Origin of the sequence: Gardnerella washingtoni (assembly GCF_049262705.1) — a bacterium.
GTDB classification, from domain to species: domain Bacteria; phylum Actinomycetota; class Actinomycetes; order Actinomycetales; family Bifidobacteriaceae; genus Bifidobacterium; species Bifidobacterium vaginale_D.
Window position 1 is genome coordinate 1,363,090 of sequence record NZ_CP058398.1, and the last position, 20,764, is coordinate 1,383,853.

At 43.1% G+C, this 20,764-nt stretch carries 19 protein-coding genes and 1 tRNA gene; 2 read left to right on the forward strand and 18 right to left on the reverse strand.

Annotated features, from left to right (window positions below; genetic code table 11):
* Nucleotide 1: 1 nt before the first annotated feature.
* The 6 genes from atpA to HXT28_RS05375 form a co-directional block, all read right to left on the reverse strand.
* Nucleotides 2–1,663, reverse strand: coding sequence for a F0F1 ATP synthase subunit alpha (gene atpA, locus HXT28_RS05350; protein WP_016637241.1), 1,662 nt, complete (start codon nt 1,661–1,663; stop codon nt 2–4).
* A gap of 16 nt (nt 1,664–1,679) precedes the next feature.
* Nucleotides 1,680–2,261 (reverse strand): F0F1 ATP synthase subunit delta, encoded by a 582-nt coding sequence (locus HXT28_RS05355; protein ID WP_016637240.1) that lies wholly within the window; start codon nt 2,259–2,261, stop codon nt 1,680–1,682.
* A gap of 87 nt (nt 2,262–2,348) precedes the next feature.
* Nucleotides 2,349–2,891, reverse strand: coding sequence for a F0F1 ATP synthase subunit B (locus HXT28_RS05360; RefSeq protein WP_016637239.1), 543 nt, complete (start codon nt 2,889–2,891; stop codon nt 2,349–2,351).
* A 64-nt stretch (nt 2,892–2,955) separates the two neighbouring features.
* Entirely contained in the window at nt 2,956–3,189 is a 234-nt protein-coding gene (atpE, locus tag HXT28_RS05365; RefSeq protein ID WP_004126223.1) for an ATP synthase F0 subunit C, read from the reverse strand.
* 75 nt (nt 3,190–3,264) lie between these two features.
* Entirely contained in the window at nt 3,265–4,119 is an 855-nt protein-coding gene (gene atpB / locus HXT28_RS05370) for a F0F1 ATP synthase subunit A (RefSeq protein WP_032814995.1), read from the reverse strand.
* Nucleotides 4,120–4,316: 197 nt separating this feature from the next.
* Entirely contained in the window at nt 4,317–5,348 is a 1,032-nt protein-coding gene (locus HXT28_RS05375; protein ID WP_016637237.1) for a homoserine O-succinyltransferase, read from the reverse strand.
* Between the two features lie 139 nt (nt 5,349–5,487).
* Here HXT28_RS05375 and HXT28_RS05380 point away from each other — a divergent pair.
* Nucleotides 5,488–5,561, forward strand: a tRNA-Met gene (locus HXT28_RS05380).
* Nucleotides 5,562–5,679: 118 nt separating this feature from the next.
* On the opposite strand, the gene HXT28_RS05385 is transcribed toward HXT28_RS05380, so the two are convergent.
* The 3 genes from HXT28_RS05385 to HXT28_RS05395 are packed head-to-tail and all read right to left on the reverse strand — an operon-like array spanning nt 5,680 to nt 9,598.
* Nucleotides 5,680–6,702, reverse strand: a complete 1,023-nt coding sequence (locus HXT28_RS05385; protein WP_016636530.1) for a co-chaperone YbbN — start codon at nt 6,700–6,702, stop codon at nt 5,680–5,682.
* A gap of 45 nt (nt 6,703–6,747) precedes the next feature.
* Complete coding sequence (locus HXT28_RS05390) at nt 6,748–7,812, reverse strand: hypothetical protein (protein WP_016636529.1); 1,065 nt, start codon at nt 7,810–7,812, stop codon at nt 6,748–6,750.
* Entirely contained in the window at nt 7,796–9,598 is a 1,803-nt protein-coding gene (locus HXT28_RS05395) for a hypothetical protein (protein ID WP_016636528.1), read from the reverse strand. The genes HXT28_RS05390 and HXT28_RS05395 overlap by 17 nt, the downstream gene beginning before the upstream one ends.
* 78 nt (nt 9,599–9,676) lie before the next feature.
* Here HXT28_RS05395 and HXT28_RS05400 point away from each other — a divergent pair, with 78 nt between their 5' ends.
* Nucleotides 9,677–10,660 (forward strand): FKBP-type peptidyl-prolyl cis-trans isomerase, encoded by a 984-nt coding sequence (locus tag HXT28_RS05400; RefSeq protein WP_422113346.1) that lies wholly within the window; start codon nt 9,677–9,679, stop codon nt 10,658–10,660.
* 160 nt (nt 10,661–10,820) lie between these two features.
* Here the strand turns inward: HXT28_RS05400 and nucS are convergent, their stop codons facing one another.
* The 9 genes from nucS to recR all read right to left on the reverse strand — a co-directional run bounded on the left by nucS (nt 10,821) and on the right by recR (nt 20,759).
* Nucleotides 10,821–11,528, reverse strand: coding sequence for an endonuclease NucS (gene nucS, locus HXT28_RS05405; RefSeq protein WP_064346795.1), 708 nt, complete (start codon nt 11,526–11,528; stop codon nt 10,821–10,823).
* Between the two features lie 36 nt (nt 11,529–11,564).
* Complete coding sequence (locus HXT28_RS05410; protein WP_155237199.1) at nt 11,565–12,998, reverse strand: amino acid permease; 1,434 nt, start codon at nt 12,996–12,998, stop codon at nt 11,565–11,567.
* A 226-nt stretch (nt 12,999–13,224) separates the two neighbouring features.
* A complete protein-coding gene (locus HXT28_RS05415) occupies nt 13,225–15,906 on the reverse strand; it encodes an FtsX-like permease family protein (protein ID WP_422113347.1) in 2,682 nt (893 codons plus the stop codon).
* Nucleotides 15,907–15,911: 5 nt separating this feature from the next.
* Nucleotides 15,912–16,613 carry an ABC transporter ATP-binding protein gene (locus tag HXT28_RS05420; RefSeq protein WP_422113348.1) on the reverse strand — a complete coding sequence of 234 codons (702 nt, stop codon included), beginning with the start codon at nt 16,611–16,613 and terminating at the stop codon, nt 15,912–15,914.
* A gap of 97 nt (nt 16,614–16,710) precedes the next feature.
* Nucleotides 16,711–17,331: a DUF5701 family protein gene (locus HXT28_RS05425; protein ID WP_016636522.1), complete on the reverse strand. Its 621-nt coding sequence runs from the start codon at nt 17,329–17,331 to the stop codon at nt 16,711–16,713.
* A gap of 145 nt (nt 17,332–17,476) precedes the next feature.
* On the reverse strand, nt 17,477–18,544 hold the full coding sequence (locus HXT28_RS05430) for an aspartate-semialdehyde dehydrogenase (protein WP_064346789.1): 1,068 nt from the start codon (nt 18,542–18,544) through the stop codon (nt 17,477–17,479).
* A gap of 45 nt (nt 18,545–18,589) precedes the next feature.
* Nucleotides 18,590–19,159 carry an ACT domain-containing protein gene (locus HXT28_RS05435; RefSeq protein ID WP_064346787.1) on the reverse strand — a complete coding sequence of 190 codons (570 nt, stop codon included), beginning with the start codon at nt 19,157–19,159 and terminating at the stop codon, nt 18,590–18,592.
* Nucleotides 19,160–19,244: 85 nt separating this feature from the next.
* On the reverse strand, nt 19,245–20,009 hold the full coding sequence (locus tag HXT28_RS05440) for an aspartate kinase (RefSeq protein ID WP_016636519.1): 765 nt from the start codon (nt 20,007–20,009) through the stop codon (nt 19,245–19,247).
* Nucleotides 20,010–20,150: 141 nt separating this feature from the next.
* A complete protein-coding gene (gene recR, locus HXT28_RS05445) occupies nt 20,151–20,759 on the reverse strand; it encodes a recombination mediator RecR (protein WP_016636518.1) in 609 nt (202 codons plus the stop codon).
* Nucleotides 20,760–20,764 lie beyond the last annotated feature (5 nt).

A 20,764-nucleotide genomic window follows, 5' to 3' on the forward strand; every position in this document is an offset into this window, starting at 1 on the left:
GCTACTTCCCCTCAGGCTCGCGACCGTCTGTTTTTGGCTTTGCAACAAGCTGCTCTTTTTCAACAGGAGCAGGATTTTCAGCCGGCGGCAACGAATCCTTTACAATCAAAGGCTTGCCTACAGAAGTCTTAAACGTCCTACGGAAATCATCAATAGCAGCATCAAGCTTTGCTTCAGTTTCCTTAGTGAAGTCCTCAGTATCTCGAATTACTTGCAAAATGTCGGTACCTTTATCCAAGTAATCCAACAATTCACTTTCAAAACGTAAAACATCCTTCACAGGAATATCATCAAGCTTGCCATGTGTACCAGCCCACACAGAAACAACTTCCTGCTCCATAGAACGAGGAGAGAACTGCTTCTGCTTAAGCAACTCGGTTAAGCGTGCACCACGGGTCAACTGAGCCTTAGATGCTGCGTCCAAATCGGAAGCAAACATGGCGAAAGATTCCAAAGACTTGTAACGAGCCAAAGAAATCTTCAACATGCCAGAAACTTTCTTCAAAGCTTTAGCCTGAGCTGCACCACCAACACGAGACACAGAAATACCGACGTCAACTGCTGGACGCTGACCTGCGTTGAACAAATCAGACTGCAAGAAGATCTGACCATCAGTGATAGAAATCACGTTGGTTGGAATATACGCAGAAACGTCGTTTGCTTTAGTTTCGATAATCGGCAAACCGGTCATAGAACCGCCGCCCAAATCATCGGAAAGCTTAGCACAACGTTCAAGCAGACGAGAGTGCAAGTAGAACACGTCGCCTGGGTAAGCTTCACGCCCAGGTGGACGACGCAAAAGCAAGGAAATTGAACGGTATGCTTCTGCTTGCTTCGACAAATCGTCGAAAACGATCAAAACGTGCTTGCCGTTATACATCCAATGCTGACCAATTGCAGAACCGGTGTAAGGAGCAATGTATTTAAAACCTGCAGAATCAGAAGCCGGGCTTGCCACAATCGTGGTGTACTTCATAGCGCCCGCTTCTTCGAGGCTTTGGCGCACTGCAGCAATAGTAGAACCTTTCTGACCGATTGCTACATAAATACAGCGCACTTGCTTCTTTGGATCGCCGCTCTCCCAGTTTGTACGCTGGTTGATAATTGTATCGATTGCAATTGCAGTCTTACCGGTTTGGCGGTCACCAATAATCAACTGACGCTGACCGCGGCCAATTGGCGTCATTGCGTCAATGGCCTTCAAACCAGTAGACAAAGGTTCGTCAACTGGATGACGGTGAATAACGTCTGGAGCCTGGGCTTCAAGAATACGACGCTCATTGCACTCAATCGCACCTAAACCATCGATTGGATTACCCAAAGGATCCACAGTACGACCAAGATAAGCGTCACCAACCGGCACAGACAACACTTCGCCTGTGCGGTATACTTCCTGCCCTTCCTCAATGCCAGTGAAATCGCCAAGAATAACAACGCCGATTTCATGCGCATCAAGGTTGAACGCAAGACCCAAAGTATCGTTCTCGAAGGTGAGCAGTTCGTTCGCCATGCAGCCGGACAATCCGGCTACGTGCGCAATGCCGTCACCAGCCGTAACAACATAACCAACTTCTTGTGTTGGCATGTCTGTAGGCTTATACGAGTCAACGAAACCGTCGAGCGCCTTGCGTATAAGGGCGGGATCAATAGATAGTTCCGCCATAATTCTCCTTAATTTATTACTTCACTGCCTGTGTCCAAGCACCATTGCGAGCAGAACGCTGCAACTGCTTCAGCTGCATTAACATGGTGCGATCGGTTATTTGATCACCGATTTGTATACGCATACCACCAAGCACGTTTGGATCCACAATTGGGTTAATGTATGCGCGATGACCCAACTTATTGCTGTAGATCTCAATCAAACGCTTAATCTGTTTATCTGTAAGCGGCTGAGCAGTAGTGACCGTAACCAAGGTCTCACCAGCTTCACGCTCGAAGCCTGACCAGGCGCCACCAAAGCTACCGGTTTTACCGCTTTCAGATCCACCATGCCAGGTTCCTACGAGATAGTGCATAATGCGCAATACAACAGGGTGCGCTTTACCTCCAATAAGCTCGTCAATTAAACGAGACTTATCTTCCGAAGACCTATTCGGATCGGTAATCGCATCAGAAAGCTCAGGATATTGATCAATCATGCCCATCATTGACGAAAGTTCGTCAGCAATGCGCTGCGCTTCATCATGTGCATCTGTAATAGCCTGAGCGAGTGAAGAACGCGACAAACTATCGTTTGCACGCGATGCCTTTTCTGGCATTCTTACCTCCTCGTTTCTGTAAAAACGAAGTAATGCAACGAATGCATCAAACTCAATAACTTACTATTGAGATTAATGCATCAAGCTTTACTTGCTCTGATCCGAATTTTTAGTGTCTCCAACTTCATCAATTACATGATCAATAATTTTGGAGCTTACAGTATCATCATCCAGCTTGGATGCAAGAATCTTGCCAGCCAACGCTGCTGCAAGAACTGATACTTCTCCTTGGAGGCTGGACATGGCATGCTTATGCTGAGCTTCAATAGAATGTTGTGCCTCACTAATGATTTTGGCAGCATCCTTTTCAGCGCGTTGTCTAGCTTCGCCAATAATTTTTGAAGCTTCTGTACGAGCCTCTTCGCGAGTCTTTGCAGCATCAGCCTGAGCTTGAGCAAGCTCCTCTTCCATCTGACTCTTTAATTCGTCAGCTTCATGCTGCACGTTTGCTGCTTTAGCTATTCCGCCTTCGATTTTTTCTGCGCGCTCGTCAAGAATTGCCTGGAATTTAGGCATAACGAACTTGTAGAAAAACACTGCAAGAACTACCAAAACAACTAGCGACCACACTAAGTCATAAGGCTCAGGCAAGAACAACGCCAAACCATTACTCTCAGATGCATGTGCCATGGCTTGTCCTTTCTATTCCTTCAACACTTTTATATTTGTGCTGGAACGAGTTGTTTCGTTCGGTTCACTTTCCCATAATGTAGGCAACGAATCCGAGCAAACCCAGAACCTCGATGAATGCCAAGCCGACGAACATGAACAACTGAATACGGTTGCCAACTTCTGGCTGGCGTGCAGTAGATTCCATAGCTTTAGCAACAACGATTGCCATACCAAGTGCAGGAGAAATTGTTGCGACAGCAAAGCCAAGAATACTGAGGTTGCCGACCAAACCTGCGAGAGCGATGATATTATTCATTGGTTTCCTTTCTGTAAAACAGTAACCAGTATAAACCCGTAAGATGGGTAAAATCTGAAGATTTAAGCTATGCTATCAGGCAACAGCAACAGCAGACTTTTCTTCTTCCTCCGGGTAACTTTCCGAAATGTAGACAGAAGCAAGCACAGTGAAAATAAACGCCTGCAAACCGGCTACCATAATTTCGAATAGGGTAAACAGAATGCCACCAAGCAGCCATAATGCACCGCCGAAGGCAAGGAGTTTATTGCTGGAATCCACCACAAAGAAATTGGTGAATACTAAACAAGTGGCCACCAGCAAATGGCCAGCAATCATATTCGCAAACAAACGGATTGTAAGCGAAAGTGGTCGCACAATTATTAATTCTATGAGCTGCAATGGCGAAAGAATGAAGTAAATCGGCCATGGCACACCCGCTGGGAACAACGCTTCACGGAAGAATCGCACAAAACCTTTTTCGCGAATGCCAGCAATAAGATATTGGCACACAACCCACAAAGCAAATACAAGCGGACCAGCAATGGTTGCGGTTGCAGCCATATTTAATCCTGGAATCACAGAACAAAGATTAAAGAAGAAAATCGTGATGAAAAGTGTAGACATCATTGGCACGTAACGCTTACCGCGCTCCTCACCAATCATTTCGTACACAATGTTGTAACGCACAAAGTCCATTAAGATTTCCAGCATACTTTGGAATCTTCCTGGAACTAACTTTGCACGAGCAGCACCGATGCCGAAAATAATCATGACAATTACAGCCATAAGCACACGCACTAAAATAATGCGGTTCATAGCAAACGGTGTGCCCTGGAACAAAATCTCTGGAGGCAAAAATTCGCCAATATTAGGCAATTCTGGTCCAGACGAAGCCACTGCTGAAGCTACATTGGTAGTCCTCAGCAACAAGTCAACCATTCCATCCATAAGTGCCTCCTTAAGCAATTCGTTCACACGCCTTAATAACAGTGCTGTTCATCTCATTAATGCAATTCATTCATTCTCGCGACATAATAAATCATTCAGTAGCACATCTATCTCGCAAGGCGCGGGGCACGAAACGAAAAATACATCTAAATGCTGATTGTACTCTCCGTATGTACATAATTACACCATCGTGGAAATTATTCATGCATACCGTACTTCATGTGGCGGAATGGGTAAAAATCGTCAACGCGCGGAGAAGCTGGCTCATGACGAATAGAACGATCTGTTCCAAGTTTGCCTGTAGCACGAAGCTGCGGAATATTGGCAAGATTGTAAGGCGTAGTCTCATATACCCAATTTAGCCAATTGCGCCATAGCAAATTTGCGTGCGCACGCCAAGAAAATAGCGGCTCTAATTTTGCATCATCATGAGGGAAATAGTTGCGTGGAAATGGCACGTTACGTAAACCCTTCGCCATATCGCGCTCATACTCTTGAGCAAGCGTCATTTTGCCATATTCCCAATGCCCGAGTGCAAATACTTCTGAAAAATCACGTGTTGCGACCAAACCCGGACCAGATTCAGGACCGCATGTAAGAATTTGTAAACGCTTGTCTGCAGCAATATCGTCAATATCCACACTCGCTATTCGAGAATGCGGTTGCAAAGAAATTTCATCAAACCCGTTCGTAAGAAAGCAATACTCATCCTGCAAATATTGCGGAAATACTCCAAAAACTTTTTCACTGAGCACATGCTTTTTTATGCCGTAACGATGGTAAAGCGCGCCCATTGCACCCCAGCATAAGTACATTGTTGAAAAAACATGTGTTGCTGCCCAGTCAAGAATTTGAGTGAATTCTTGCCAATAATCAACATCCTCAAATTCCATATGTTCGACTGGTGCACCTGTAACCACAAAGCCGTCGTAATAATTGTTACGAAGCGCATCAAGATTTTCGTAGAATTTCACTAAATGATCCGCACTCACATGTGTTGATACATGCGTGGAAGTTTTCATAAAATCGACATCAACTTGCAAAGGCGATTTAGAGATAAGGCGCAAAAGTTGAGTTTCTGTTTCGATTTTTTTGGGCATAAGATTCAAAATCAATAAGCGCAGCGGACGAACATCCTGCTGTTCTGCTTCTGGGCGTTCCAATGCAAAAATGCGCTCAGCATCTAATATGCTTCGTGCTGGCAATCCTTCAGGAATCTTAATAGGCATATGTTTATTATATCTCACAATTGTTTATGCCTCTATTATGACCATCAATAGAAATTTCAGAGTAACCCAATAAGACACGCCGAAAGTTGACAAATCTAAATTTGCACCTATCGTAGATAGAGCTGCTAAAAGTAGCCGACGCGGGGTGGAGCAGCTCGGTAGCTCGCTGGGCTCATAACCCAGAGGTCCATGGTTCAAATCCATGCCCCGCTACTGAAGCCAAGAATCACACAAATTTCTCACGATTGTTGTAGTTCTTGGCTTTTTTGTTTAATACCGCATCAGTCATCAAAATGGGGTTATTCCCCAAAATGCGCACACCGCACAATAATCAATAAAGAAGAATTGCAAGACGACGACGAGCACGCGCAAGGCGCTCATCATCACCAGGAAGCATAGCAAAATACTCAAGCATACGCGCACGAATAACTTCGACATCTGCACGATGACCACTTGCCAAAAAATCAAGCAGACGACCAAACGCATCGTCAATATGACCATCAATCATATCCACATCAGCCACAGCAAGCTGTGCTTCAACATCATTGGGATTATCTCCTGCAGTCTTGCGAACTGCCGCCACATCAGTACTGACGTTACGCGCAAGCAACAAAGCTTTAGCATGTTCACGAGCAGCAAGCACATCATGTGGATCAGATTCCATTATTTTCGCATATTCGCGAGCCGCACCAGCATAATCACCTTGCATAGCCAACGTATGCGCCTGCTCATGTGCAGCAGGAATTTGAGGAGACTCTTGAGATGAAGATTGAGCATTGCTCTGAACATCTTTTTGAGTATCTTCATGATGAGATTGCTCCACAAAAGGCGCAGTACCAGCAACACCAGAACGTTCGGCAACTTGTACCAATTGCGGAAGAATTGCGTCACAAATTTGCTGCACCTCATCTTCACTTGGCAAACCTTGAGCAATCGGCATAGGACGACCACCAATTAATCCATACACTGCAGGAAGTTGCTGTGCTCGAAGAGCCTGAGCAACAGTAGGACTTTCATCAGCATCAATACGAGCTAGCTGCATACGCCCATCAAGCGCATTAACAGCATCAGCTAACCGCTGTGCAACATCGTAAGAAGCTTCATCCTGCGATTGCCAAAGCAATAAAACAATTGGAAAACTTACAGAAGTTTGAACCATTGCTTGGAAAGACTGCTCATTAACATCAATAACATAGCCACCTGCTTGTGGCGCAGAGGAAACCCCATCCGTAGAAGCTGAAGCTTTTGCAGCCTGCTTAGCTTGAGCTTCCACTCGACGTTTTACACCTTCTAAATCTACTGCTCCAGCTAGCGAGAATCCGCCGGGATTCATTTGCCCCTGAGTCTTCACCATTTTACTGCCTCTTTCCTTAGCGTTTATATTACGCTTATAAACAATTTACAATGCTTCTACTTTAATAGGCTGACGTTCAGCACCAACCGGCGTAATTTTCATATGCGAGCCAGCAGGAGGCACCACTAATGCAATAACATTGACATACGTTACACGCATAGTGCTCTTCGCTTTATTATCTCCAAACAATGCTTTTTCTTCATCGGAAGCTGGGCGAGATTCACGCCCCTCCCCAGCAGCACGCGTCCACACAGAATTAATTCGTGCTACAACCAAATCACTGCCATCACTTGAGCGCATAACACTGATTTGCTGTAATTCCGGAGTAAATACTTGCTCTTGCGAACCTTTATTGCGCTCCATGCCAACTTGTACTGCCTTAGAAAGTTCAGATAACTTCTGCCGCAAATAGTCATCAGCAAAATATTTGGCATACTTACTTTCATTACCGTGCTGCAAAACGTCCGCATACGCCGTTACTGCTTCTTCTGGAGTCATAACTAAACCAGTGTCGTTGACTTTACCCATTAATGAACCAATGCTTGGCACAGCAAATTTAGGAAGATGCACACCAGGGAACAAACGCGCAACCGCCCAAAGTTTGTAATTTGAGCGCGCACGCTGCTGTCGCAAAACTAGCAAACGTTTAGATTGCTGATCTTTTGTAGTAGTAGTAATCGTCATCAAATCGCGCGGCCATGCTGCATTAGTTGGAACAATTGTTTGCGCAGCTTCACGCGGTATAACAGTTTTAGGATCTAATTTCCCAGTTTTACTCGCAATAGTTAGTTCACTTGTACGAACATCAAGAGCTGGGCCAGATACTACGTGCTGTAGAGCATTTATATTTTTTTCATCATTAGCTTGTTCCAATGCGCGAAGTAAACCAAGACGAATATCTTTTTCTTGCAACATCGTCACATTAGGTAGTTCCTGACTGCTACGAACTTCTGCCGGTTTTGGCACTTGTCCATCGCAAGCGGATAAGCTCGCAACCATAACAACAGATACCGCACTTGCAACAAACGCAACTGCAATGCGCCATGCACGCTGAGTTTTACCAGAATTAGCCCTACTGATATCAATATTCATATTACGCATTGCGCCCATTCCCTCGCTCGTTCGACGAATTACCTCGATAACCCTTGCCACTTTTGCGGTAACGATTATTGCTGTTGCCATTACCTCGATAACCATTACGATTTACGCGCGATTGTTTAGTATTACTATTTTTAGATATAGATTGACGTTTATTTGCTTCATTTTTGTGAACAACTTCATCATTATGTAATTTTTGTTTAGCAGATTCCCTGTTACTGCCATCATTGTTATGAGATGATTGAATTTGTTCTAAGCGATGATGCCGTTTCTGTTTCAGTTGCTGTGCATCGTTCTGTTGTGCAAATCTATTGATTTTAGATTTATTATTTTGCTTATTTCGACGATTTTGATTATTTGACTGCGCTTGTTTATCACGCTGCCGCTTATTTGATTGCGTCTGCTCATTCTTCTTAGCATGAGCATCATTATGTTGGAGTTTCGGTGAAGATGATTCTCCCAACTTATTTGCATTATGCTCACGGGAGTCACTTTGAGACGCACTAACATGAGGAGCATCGTGCGTATTAGAAGAATTCTTAAACCCCTCCCCCGTATTGTCAGGCACATGAGCTGCCTCCACCAGTGGATCCGAATTATGTTGTTGCATAAAACGCGCAGCAAAAGCAAGCATATCATCGCGCGAAATAACAGCAGTTTCCGCTAACGAATCAGTGGGTGAAACTGCTGTTGACGCAACTGCCGTACGCGTTTGTTGCGTATCATAAGTTTTCTCGCTATTGTCGCTCTGATTTTCAAACAAATTTTTACGACGCCCCGTACGAGAACCATGCCGTGCATGCGAGCCTGTAGACTTCTTGTGATTCTTACGCTCGAATATACCTGACATAGTTCCAGCAAAGGCTTCAGCAAATGTCACTTCCTCACGAACCTCAGGCTTTACAGTTAATATACCTGAACTACTTGCAGCCAATTGCTGATTACGACGTCGGTGCGGAGCCATGGCAAAAATAGTCGCAGCAAGCAAAGCTAGCACAGCAAAAAGTCCGCCCATGAAGTATAAAGGTGTCGCAAAATCAGGAACCTGATGGCGACGCCAACGCAATTCTATGGAAGCTTCCGGCGTATTATTCCCTAAATCAATTAGTAATACGCGTCGAGCTGCTTGCGAACGCAATGATGCAGATCGCGCAGTATGACGATTTGAATTTTTACGAGTACGTTTTGCAGATTGATCAACAGCACCTTCTGCAACTGCGTTATCGTATGATGCAGATCCTGATGATTGCACATAATCTGCAGTATTTATTGCCAGCTTTGCCAAACCGAGCTGACATGTAGCCGTAGGCCACAAATCAGACTGTTGGAACTTCACATTAGCATCTTTACTCTCCGTAGATGTATCATTTTGCATCGAATCTTTACTCGACATTTCTTCTACAGAAAGATTATTCCAATCACGCAAACCAGTAATTCGTTGCACAGAATTGCCCGCAACCCAGCCACGAACATCTTTTATTAAACCTACCGCAACACAGATAGGTCTGCGCGTATGCAAAGCGGCAACACTAACATGTACACGACTATCAACTAAATTCAAAACGCCAGGATCAGTAACAATGTAACGCGTCCCAGACACTTGTGCATATGCAATAACTACATTACTCGGCTTCCAAAAAGTTGCATTAGCAACACCAAAAATAATACTTAACGCAGCAAGTACAGCAAAAAATGGAGCTACAATACCGCGCATAATAGTACCGCGCAGAGTAAATCGTTGCACTGATAGTCGCATTGGTTGTCCTTCTAAGTCAGACGTATTATCAATAATCGTCATAGCAATACCATTCTACAGTCTTTCTATACCAGTTGCAGAATTTGCTTCAAAATCAATATCAGGCTGTAGTGTAGTCTTATGCAAAAAATCACAATTTTTAAACAAAAACCACTGGTAATGCGCGCTTTTGCCGTTATGAGCGCCATAGCATTATGCGTAGGATTATCTTCCTGCGGTAACAACAACAATGAAGGCGCAGCCGATGAAAATGCTCAAAAAGTAGGCATGCAGCTACTGAAAGGCGTGAGCGCCTCTGGTGAACTTGGGAAAAAACCAGATGTTAAGCTACAAACACCGTTAGATGTGAAAAAGAATACATATGCTATTTTGCAACGAGGCAATGGTGATGTTATTCAAGAAGGCGATCGTGTATGCTCACAAGGTATCGTGCTTTCCGCTAAAGACGGTAAAGAGCTGCTGAATACTTGGAAAGAAAATCGCACTGATTGCTCTATTTCCATCAATAAGAAAACAACAAGTCGTCCATACTATGCACTGCTTAAAGGTAAGAGGATTAACACTACTATCGCATTTGGCATCAGTGCTAGCGGCAAGAATCCTGCGTATGTTATGGTACTGACACTAGTATCTCGCGAAAAATCGTTAACTCGCGCAACAGGTAAAGAAGTAACTAATATTCCTGCGCAATTGCCAAAAGTTACGCGTGATGCTTCAGGCAAGCCTTCGCTTGATTTGAATGGCTACAAGCCAAATGGAAAATTAGTTTCACAAACTGTTATTGAAGGCACTGGAAAGAAAGTACCTGAAAATAGCACAGTTTCCGTGCATTATACCGGCTGGACTCTCGATAAAGATGGCAAACTACATCAATTTGATTCCTCATGGACTCGAGGCATGCCTATCAACTTCTCACTTGCAGGTCAAGTGATTTCTGGCTGGACTAAAGGTCTAACTGGTAAAAAGGTCGGTTCGCAAGTACTGCTTGTTATTCCACCAAATGAGGGCTATGGCAGCGAAGAGAAGAAAGATATGCGAGGAAATGTGTCAATTCCTGCTAACTCTACACTGTACTTCGTTGTAGATATCCTCTACGCTTCGTGAGCAAATAATTGTGCACGTGCGCATAACGCAAGTGCACAAAAATAATTTGGAATAACTCAATAAGAAAACAATAATAAGCTACTAGCTTACTAAAAATAATCAACGGAAGCCCCTCTAAGAGGGGCTTCCGCATAAATTACCTTTGTATAAATAATCTGCCTTAAAACAGACGAAGAGCATCAGACTCTACACCACGCATATCGTCATAGTCAAGAATAAGGCAAGTAAAACCGCGATCTTCAGCCAAAACTCGCGCCTGTGGACTAATCGTTTGCGCAGCAAAAATACCGCGGACAGGCTTAAGTAACGGATCACGATTAAGCAATTCACAGTAGCGAGTAAGCTGCTCTACACCATCAATGCCCCCATGGCGTTTAATCTCAATAGCCACATGTACGCCATTTGCATCTTGAGCCATAATATCTACCGGACCTATCGCCGTTGGATACTCGCGACGAACTAGCTTAGCACCATCTCCAATACGCTCAATCTGTTCAGCTAAATAACGCTGCAAATGCTCCTCAACGCCATCTTTCACTAAGCCAGGATCTTCACCCAAGTCATAAGTACTATCACTATATATATGCGCCAAAGAGATTTTAAGCAAATCATCACTTTTTACAGCAGTAACACGTAGAACACAGCCATCAGCAACCTCATTGGAAGCAGCATCGGTACCATTTTCTTTTTGAAGAATGCGCATAGTACAGGGAGCAACCATCCAATTAAGCGGCTTATATGCACCAAGCTCTGAAAAAATCAATACGCTACCATCTGCCTTAATAAGCAAAACACGTTTAGCCAATGGGAGCATAGCATTTAATCGGCCTGTATACTCGGCACTACAATCTGCAACAATAATTCGCACACAGCAAGCATAACAGAAATTGCGTAGTAGGAAACACTACTTGCCTAATGCTTCAGCTAAATCGCGATTCTGCCAACGCTCATGCAATGCGCAATAACCGCCAAATAACACCAGCCACACTAAACCGCCAATTGCAGAAACACGTGTATCGTCGCTAATAAATAACGTAATATACACAAACACAAAGAATGCAATAGTAAGAGAATTCAGAAGCTTATAATGCGGCATTACGAAACCATCTGGCAGAAAATCAGCTGATTGACGATACTTACGGTGGGTAACCATAATCAAAATATAGATCATGATAATAACTGCAGAAGATGCCGAAGCAAATAGAATAAACGCACCATGCACACCCGGAATTGAATTAATAACCGGTGAAAGCAGAATCAAAGCAGCTGAGAATACGATAGCACGAGCAGGAACCTTTGTATGCGACACTTTGCGCAACTTACCCAGAATTGGAGAAGGTGATTCAAGCGCAATCTGATACATGTGCCTTCCAGCAGAGTACAGCAACGAGTTAAGGGCAGAAGAGGCAGCCGTAATAACAACAAAGAATACGAGCGCAGAAGCCCAATGCACTCCCGCATATTGGAATACCATAATAAATGGCGACATAAACACGCCTTCAGCATTCGTCGCCTTAAAACGTTGCCACGGCACAATTAGCATAATTGCTACAAGAGCACCAACATAAAAAATTAAAATGCGCATAATGATTTCGTTCACAGCTTTCGGCAACACATGGCGAGGATTCTTTGTTTCCGAAACTGTCACACCTACGAACTCAATAAGCTGATACGCATAAAACACCATTTGGAAGCTCATCAAAAATGCAAGCCAGCCATTTGGCATCAACGAAAAATTGTTGAAAATATTATCAAATCCAACATGACCTGCCGGACTGACTACACCACCATGAAGAGGAGTTGCTGGGTAATGATAGCCAATTACAACCATAACTACCGCAGTTACAATAAGCGCTACAATCAGCGTAATTTTAATCATAGAGAACCAAAATTCTGTTTCTCCAAAAAGCTTTACAGCAACTAAATTAATGCACACTAAAGCAGCTAAGAACACTACTTCTATCAGCCATTTCCAATGGCTCACATCAATATCAAAAGTTTCAAAAAATGTGACGCAATATGTACTCACAGCAGTAATTTCGCTCATACCAATCAACACAAGTACAAACCAGTATGACCAGCCAGCAAAATTGCCCCAACCCCTACCAAGATAGCGCGTAATAAAGCTAATAAATGTATGCTGATTCGGATCTTTGTACATCAACTCACCAATGCCACGCATGAGCAGGAACATAATCAAACCAACAATAATGTAAACGAATACAATGCTTGGACCAGTTAAACTAATAGACTTTCCAGATCCAAGGAACAAACCTGTACCAATCGTGCCACCAATAGCAATAAATTGCACGTGACGCTTAGTAAGACTTCGTTCCATTTGGTTCGTATGTGCGCTTTCTTCCCCATGCGCGTAATGTGTTGAAGATGCAATATGAGAAGACGAGTCAACGGCTTCTTCTGTAGATTCCGATTGTGTAGAACCCACATTTACACCACTATTCGTCGTCTTACTCATTGCTATAACTCCGTTTCTTAGTAACCATGAACTTCTAATTTTATCGGAACCCGTAACTATTAGCCGGCAAAAGCATTATCTCTTGCTACTATTCCACACTTTTTAGCGAACTAACTGGATCAATTCGGTCAAGAGCAGGATTAGTTGCCCACTGCACAATTAGTGCAAAAATTAATGTAGCAGCACCAGCGATACCATAACTTAATGGCGCTACTTCAACTTCAAAATACAATGATGGCATTTTCAGTGCGTTAGTGAGCAAACCTGCAATCAGCCTACCTAATGGCAAACCTACTGCAATACCAATTATAGTAAGAATGAGCATTTCCTTATGAACATAAGAATGAACTTCTCTACGATAGAAGCCAAGAACTTTCAACGTCGCCATTTCGCGAGAACGTTCAGAAATATTCGTACTAGCCAAAGTAAATAGCACTGCTAAAGCCAAGCCTGCAGCTAACGTCACAATTAACGCAACAACAGCATTCATCAAATCAAAACTAAAAGCGTGCTTCATTTGTGTAATATTCATAACTGCAAGAACAGCATCACGCTCAGCAATATTATTCGCATATTCTATCTTTTTATTATCACTGCCACGCAAACGAAGCATTAACGCATTATGTTTCAAAGATTTACTATTGTTAGCGTTAAACAACCGTTCATAACATCTAGCAGTCATGTACATATTTGAACCAATAAGGTTGCGAACAATAGCATGAACTTTTACTGTTGCACGCTTAAAACCTGCGTTAGTTACGGTGATTTCATTGCCACGATTAATATCGAGAGAAGCTGCCGCACTTTGAGAAAGCAACGGACCGTTATCTGTGAGCTTAACAGGCTGCAAATTGTTGTCAATATTTTGCAATCGCACAAGACGAGCTAATGTCGCTACGTCTTTTACAACAATCATTTGTATGCTTTCAGTATCTTCTACATTATGATGTTCAGATTTGTTGTTGCCCGAATTTTGATGCTTAGCAATTTCGCCGGAACTTATGTAAGCAGGAAGCATAGTTTCTACTTTATTATTCGACTTATCTTGTTCCACACGTTTTCTCATGCTTTGGAAAGAATCGGGGGCAGAAATCGCAATCATATCGTAATGGTAGATTCCCTCGTATTGGCGAGTTCCTAAAGTTGCAACAGTATCGTTTAACGCAAGACCACACACAATAAGTGCAGTGCAACCAGCAACACCGCCGATTGTCATGCATAATCTGCCTTTAAAGCGCGCTATGTTGCGAATAGTTACTTTATTTAGGAAGCTCATACGCTTCCAAATCCAAGGCAAACGCTCAAGAAGTACGCGAGCACCGGCTTTTGGAGCTTTTGGACGAAGTAAATCAGCAGGAACTTGCTTTGTTTCACGCCAACTAACAACTATTGTGCAGACTGCTACAGGAATCACAAAAGCAAGCACACACAGTGAACCGTATAACCAGTCGTAACGCAACCTAACACCTGGAACAACGTAAAGCCCGCGCAAAATCTTCAAAAGAAGCGAAGGAATTGCAAGGAATCCAAGAATATCTCCAACTCCGCCACCAATAAAGCATGCGAAAATAGCGAAGAATGCGTGCCTTGTAACTGCAGCCGAACGTCCATAACCTAGGCTTAGGTACGTTCCAATAAGACCTCGCTCTTCCTCAACCATACGTGCCATAGCTGTTAAGCTCATCATCATGGCAACAACAAGAAATACTGCCGGGAAAGCGTAACCAAGCGACTGAATTGAAGCAACGTCGGAGCGTAAGCTTGCGTAACTATCATTAGCGATTCGAGTAGATATATGCCATTGTGCTTGAGGAACTTTCTTTTGAATTTCTGGCTTAATCTGCTTTAGAATTTTCGCTTTTGCTTGTTCTTTCACAGAATTTGGAGCAAGCTTTAGCCTTGGGTCATTCGCAATAATATTTTTCGCTTCTCTATTCGCTATCTCATCAATAATTTGACTACGACGAGTTTTTTCACGATGAGACTGCACTTTTTCACGAATTTCTTCAGACGCATCGTCAACAATATTGCGATACGATTTAGAAAACGCATTAACATTCTTAGTATCGTTCAATCTCACAGATATTGCAGAATACGGCAGGTCACTCATGTTGCTTGGGGCTGCAGACGTAAAGATTGGGTAGCGAGATGTTACAGAATTACGAAAAGCTTTTGACTGGTAACCTTCCGGATTGTTTAAATCGTTACTATCTAAGACGCTTCCAGTAATTAGAAGATTATATTTTTCAGATTTTTTATTTGAATTATTTGAAACACTGCTGCCAGATGCAGCCGATTGCTGCAAATTTACAACAACGGTACTACCAATACTTAAACCACTATCGTGCAAAAATCGTTGAGTTACAACAGCTTCGCGATTATTAGTAGGCATACTGCCATGAAGTAAATGCAGACGGTTCATATTTTTTTGCGAGTTGTAATGCATAAAATTCATTGCGTATGAAGAACTCTCATCGTTATTAGGATGCGCTGTAGCTTTCCATGAATGTTCTGCTTCAATTTCACTGATGCTAGATAATTTTCGCAAAGAATCAACATCATCTTGAGTTAAACCCAAAGTAGATACGATTTGCAAATCATAAGCATGTAACTTTGCGTACATGTCATTCGCACCAAGAAGCATATCGTTACAACCGGCGTAAATTCCTGTCATAACAGCAACACCAAGCATCGCAATAACTGCAAGTACGCAAAAACGACGCCATTCGCGAACCCACATTCTAACGGCACTAATAAATAATGCACTCATTACAATCACCACTCAATATCAGCAATGGGCATAGGATTCTCTTGTATAGTCTCGCTTACGACTTTTCCAGAGCGAAAACGCACAACTTTATGCGCCATAGGTGCGATTGCAGCGTTATGAGTAATAATCAGCACTGTCATGCCTTCAGTACGACAGATATTTTGCAATAATTGCAACACTGCTTTACCTGTTTCATAGTCCAGAGCACCAGTAGGTTCGTCGCACAGAAGAAGCTTCGGCTTTTTAGCAAGAGCACACGCAATGGATACGCGTTGTTGCTCGCCGCCAGAAAGTTGCGCTGGGAAGTTTTGCAAACGATCTGCCAATCCAACATCTCTTAGCGTTTTTGCAGGATCAAAATGATCTGAACAAATCTGTGAAGCCAATTCAACGTTTTCAAGCGCAGTCAAATTTGGCACGAGATTATAAAACTGGAAAACAAAGCCAATATCTTCACGACGGTAACGCACTAAACTTTTCCCTTTAAGCTTAGTAATATCACAATCACCGACAATAACGCGACCACTTGTAGCCGTATCCATACCACCTAGGATATTTAATGCCGTGGTTTTTCCAGCACCTGACGCACCTAAAATTACTGTAAGCTCGCCAAGTTCTGCCGTAAAACTAGCATCGTCCAAAGCCCGCACAACTGAAGAACCAGACGGGTATTCTTTTACAACATGGTCAAATGTTATGTATGCCACAATGCACCCTTTATGAAATTTATCCGTTAACAGTATTCGTTCAAATGTTTATTGTATTTTCATATTACTTTACGCAATATGAACAAAAGACACGAGCTTATTGCAAAAGTGAAACTCCGCGACGCGCCATACAATACGCATTGCCAAGCCATGTATGGCGAGAATTTTGCCATACCGCGCCTAAACGTGGAGCACCTTGGCTCATCCAAATACTTGGCACACGACCATCAGTACTTTGCGATCCAAGTAGATTAAAACCGTTCTTACTTTCCAACCAATCTGGGTGTTGCGTCACAAGCGCAAGACCTTCCTCTAAAGTAAGCGGTAAACGCTCATCAGAATCAATAAGTTTGTGCGCGACATCCGGCTCACGATTGAGATACTGGGTACCCGTATGAGGATCAATAGCTACATAAAACGGTCCTTCAGGCGGCTCAAAACCATCTTGCGGCATAAAACTTGCGATATCACGCGGAGGCATAGTTGTAAAACCTGCCATGCGGTCAATACTCGTACGAGAAATTAACGACTCTGGCGATACCAGTTCGCGTGTAGGAACTAATAAAATATTCGTACCTAAATCAATTTTCTCGAGTGCATGTAACAGTGGACGCGCAAGCGCACGGAAGGCATCCGCACTCATATCTGCAACATCCGGATATCCCAACGCCACAATGCGATCAAGCTGCTGCTGTATTTCTTCCGATGCTATTGACATACTTCCAGTTTACGCAAAGACTTTTATAATTGCGAGAGCACAATCACGCATCATCTCTTACAAGACAGCAGAAAGTATAGACTTATTTACGCAGTCATCAATATTCAAATGTGACAACATACTAATACTTTACAATCGCCTCAAATTACTGTATAAAATGACGCTTTTCAGCAATAATTTCTGCTAATTGCATAGCATTTAATGCAGCGCCCTTACGCAGATTATCGTTGGCGATAAACAAAGCCAATCCACGATTACCATCTACAGCTTGATCTTGACGAATCCTACCAACGTAACTTGCAGATCTACCTGCAGCTAGCTGAGGAGTAGGGATATCATTCAATTCAACACCAGCAGCACCCTGCAATACCTCGCGAGCCATCCCTGGAGTCACCTCATGCTTAAATTCAGCATTAACACTCATGCCATGACCTGTAAAAACGCCAACTCGCACGCAAGTACAAGACGCAGCAAGATTTGGTAAGTGCAAAATCTTACGACTTTCATTACGCAACTTCTGCTCTTCATCGGTTTCCTCAGAACCGTCATCAACAATTGCACCAATAAAAGGCACTACATTAAAAGCAATGGTGCGTACAACTTTGGTAGGTTGCGGAAAATCGATTGCACTTCCATCAAAAACCAATTTATCTGCGCCCTGATCTAACGCAGCTTGAGCCTCATTCATAAGCTGTAAAGCGCCAGCACGACCAGCACCCGAAACAGCTTGATACGAAGATACGATTAATCGTTGCAAACCAAAAGCGTCGGCAAGTGGCTTCAACACAGGCATGCATGCCATTGTTGTGCAATTAGGATTGGCGACTATACCACAAGGGATTGTGTCTAAATCTTCGGGATTCACTTCTGCAACAACCAGCGGCACATCATCATGCATACGCCATTGCGAAGAATTATCTACTACGATTGCACCAGCTTGAGCAAATTTAGGCGCCCAAATTTTTGATGTTCCGCCGCCTGCAGAAAAGATAGCAATATCAATTCCACGCAAATCCGATTTTTCTACATCTTCTACAACAATATCTTTACCACGATATTGCAAAACTGTTCCTGCAGAGTGAGCAGAAGCCATAAAACGCAAATCTTTGATTGGAAAATTACGCTCATCAAGCACACGGCGCATAACCATACCAACTTGACCTGTGGCACCTAGCACCGCCACATTCACACCTGTTTCATTGATAATCGTCATCTTATTACTCCCTCAACAGCGAATAGCATAATAATTTCAGCAATTTCAACGGCCACTACCACCATACACAACAGCCTCAATTTGATTTGCATCTAAACCATAAGCTGTGTGCAAAGCACGAACTGCTTCATCAAGCTGATCAACCGGCACTAAAGCAGCAATACGAATTTCTGACGTAGAAATCATTAGCGTATTAATACCATGTTCACTTAATGCTGTAAAGAACGTAGCAGCTAAACCAGAATGTGTTTTCATACCGACGCCCACCACTGCTACCTTACCGACAGTAGGATCAACATCCATAGAAGTGAACTTCAACTCATCACGCGCAGCATCAAGCACTCTACGAATTGCTTCCATTGACGAGCTAGGAGCAGTAAGAGAAATATCGGCGGTACCAGTAGATGCACTTGCTTGAGCAATCATATCAATATTTGCGTTAGCTTTAGCCAGCGTAGTAAATACCTTCGCAGCCATGCCAGGAACATCAGGAATACCACGCACCGTAATCATAGATTCACTACAATCATGAGCAATACCTGAAATCACAGGTGTTTCCGGTCCTAAATCTGGAAACAAATCACCCATGGTAGAACGAATATCCTGATTTACCATTATTACCTTCCTTGCTCTCAAAATTTGTTGGTTTATTATCTATTCAAGTATTAAGGTGAACACACATATTCACACACATATAAAACTAATTCAAATTAGGTAATTTATGTGGATCAACATTACGCGGCACAATAAGCGTTCCATTCCTATGTGAGAAAGAGCTCCGCACGTGAAGAGGCATGCTAAAGCGCTGAGCATACTCAACGCAACGCAACGCAAGCACACGGGAACCACACGACGACATTTCTAACATTGAATCGTAATCAATAACTGGAATTCGTTTTGCTGTCGGCACAATACGCGGATCTGCTGTAAAAACGCCATCAACATCTGTATAAATTTCACATATATCAGCATGCAGCGCCACCGCAAGCGCCACTGCAGAAGTGTCTGAACCACCACGACCAAGCGTAGTGTCGTCACCAATTTCACTAATCCCCTGAAAACCTGCCACAATTGCCACGCTACCCTTATTGAGCGCACGACGAACACGATCTGGCTTAACTGCACGAATGTGCGCTGCACCAAACTGTGTATCTGTCATAAAACCGGCTTGAGAACCGGTAAAAGAGTAAGCGTGAGAGCCTTGAGCATGAATTGCCATTGCAAGTAAACTCATGGAGATACGCTCACCTGCAGTCATGAGCATGTCCATTTCACGAGCAGGAGGATGAGCATTGACACTCATCGCTTGATCGATCAAATCGTCGGTAGTGTCTCCCATTGCGGAAACAACCACTGCTACATCATGACCAGCTGCTTTTGTAGCAAGAATACGTTTAGCAACTCGCTGTATGGAATCGGTATCAGCTACAGAAGAGCCACCGTATTTCTGTACGATAAGCGCCAATTTTTACCCCTTGCTTATGTGATACAGATAAACGTATATATATCTGATTGAAGCCAAGATTACCAGTTATACTCTATTTTTTGTATTTTATATTTTGTATTCTCTATTTCACGATTTTTTATTAATACCACTGCACAAGATTTACACAGCTTGACGACCAGTAAAAGCACGCCCAAGTGTAATTTCATCAGCGTATTCCAGATCACCACCAACAGGTAAACCACTTGCCAAACGTGTAACTTTAATACCAAGAGGATCCAATAAGCGAGCTAAATACGTAACTGTTGCTTCACCCTCAATATTAGGATCAAGTGCAAGAATAATCTCTTTTACTTGAGGATCTTTAAGACGTTCAAGTAATTGCGTAATCGCTAAATCCCCTGGCCCTACGTTTGCCATTGGATTAATTGCTCCACCAAGCACATGATAAACACCCGTATACTCGTGAGTTCGTTCAATACTCATAATATCTTTAGGTTCTTCAACTACACAAATTTTGCTATGATCACGACGCGGATCAGCACAAACAGCACAAGGAGTTTGCTCACAAACATTGCCGCAAATATCACAGAAACGCACATTCGCTTTCATATCGCTAATAGCATCTATTAAGGATTGCGCTTCTAATTCAGGCGCCGAAAGTATGTAAAAAGCAATTCGTTGAGCACCTTTAGGCCCAATACCCGGAAGCTTTGAAAACGCCTCAATTAAGCGACCAATAGCGCCATCGTATGACGATGTATTATGCACGGTTT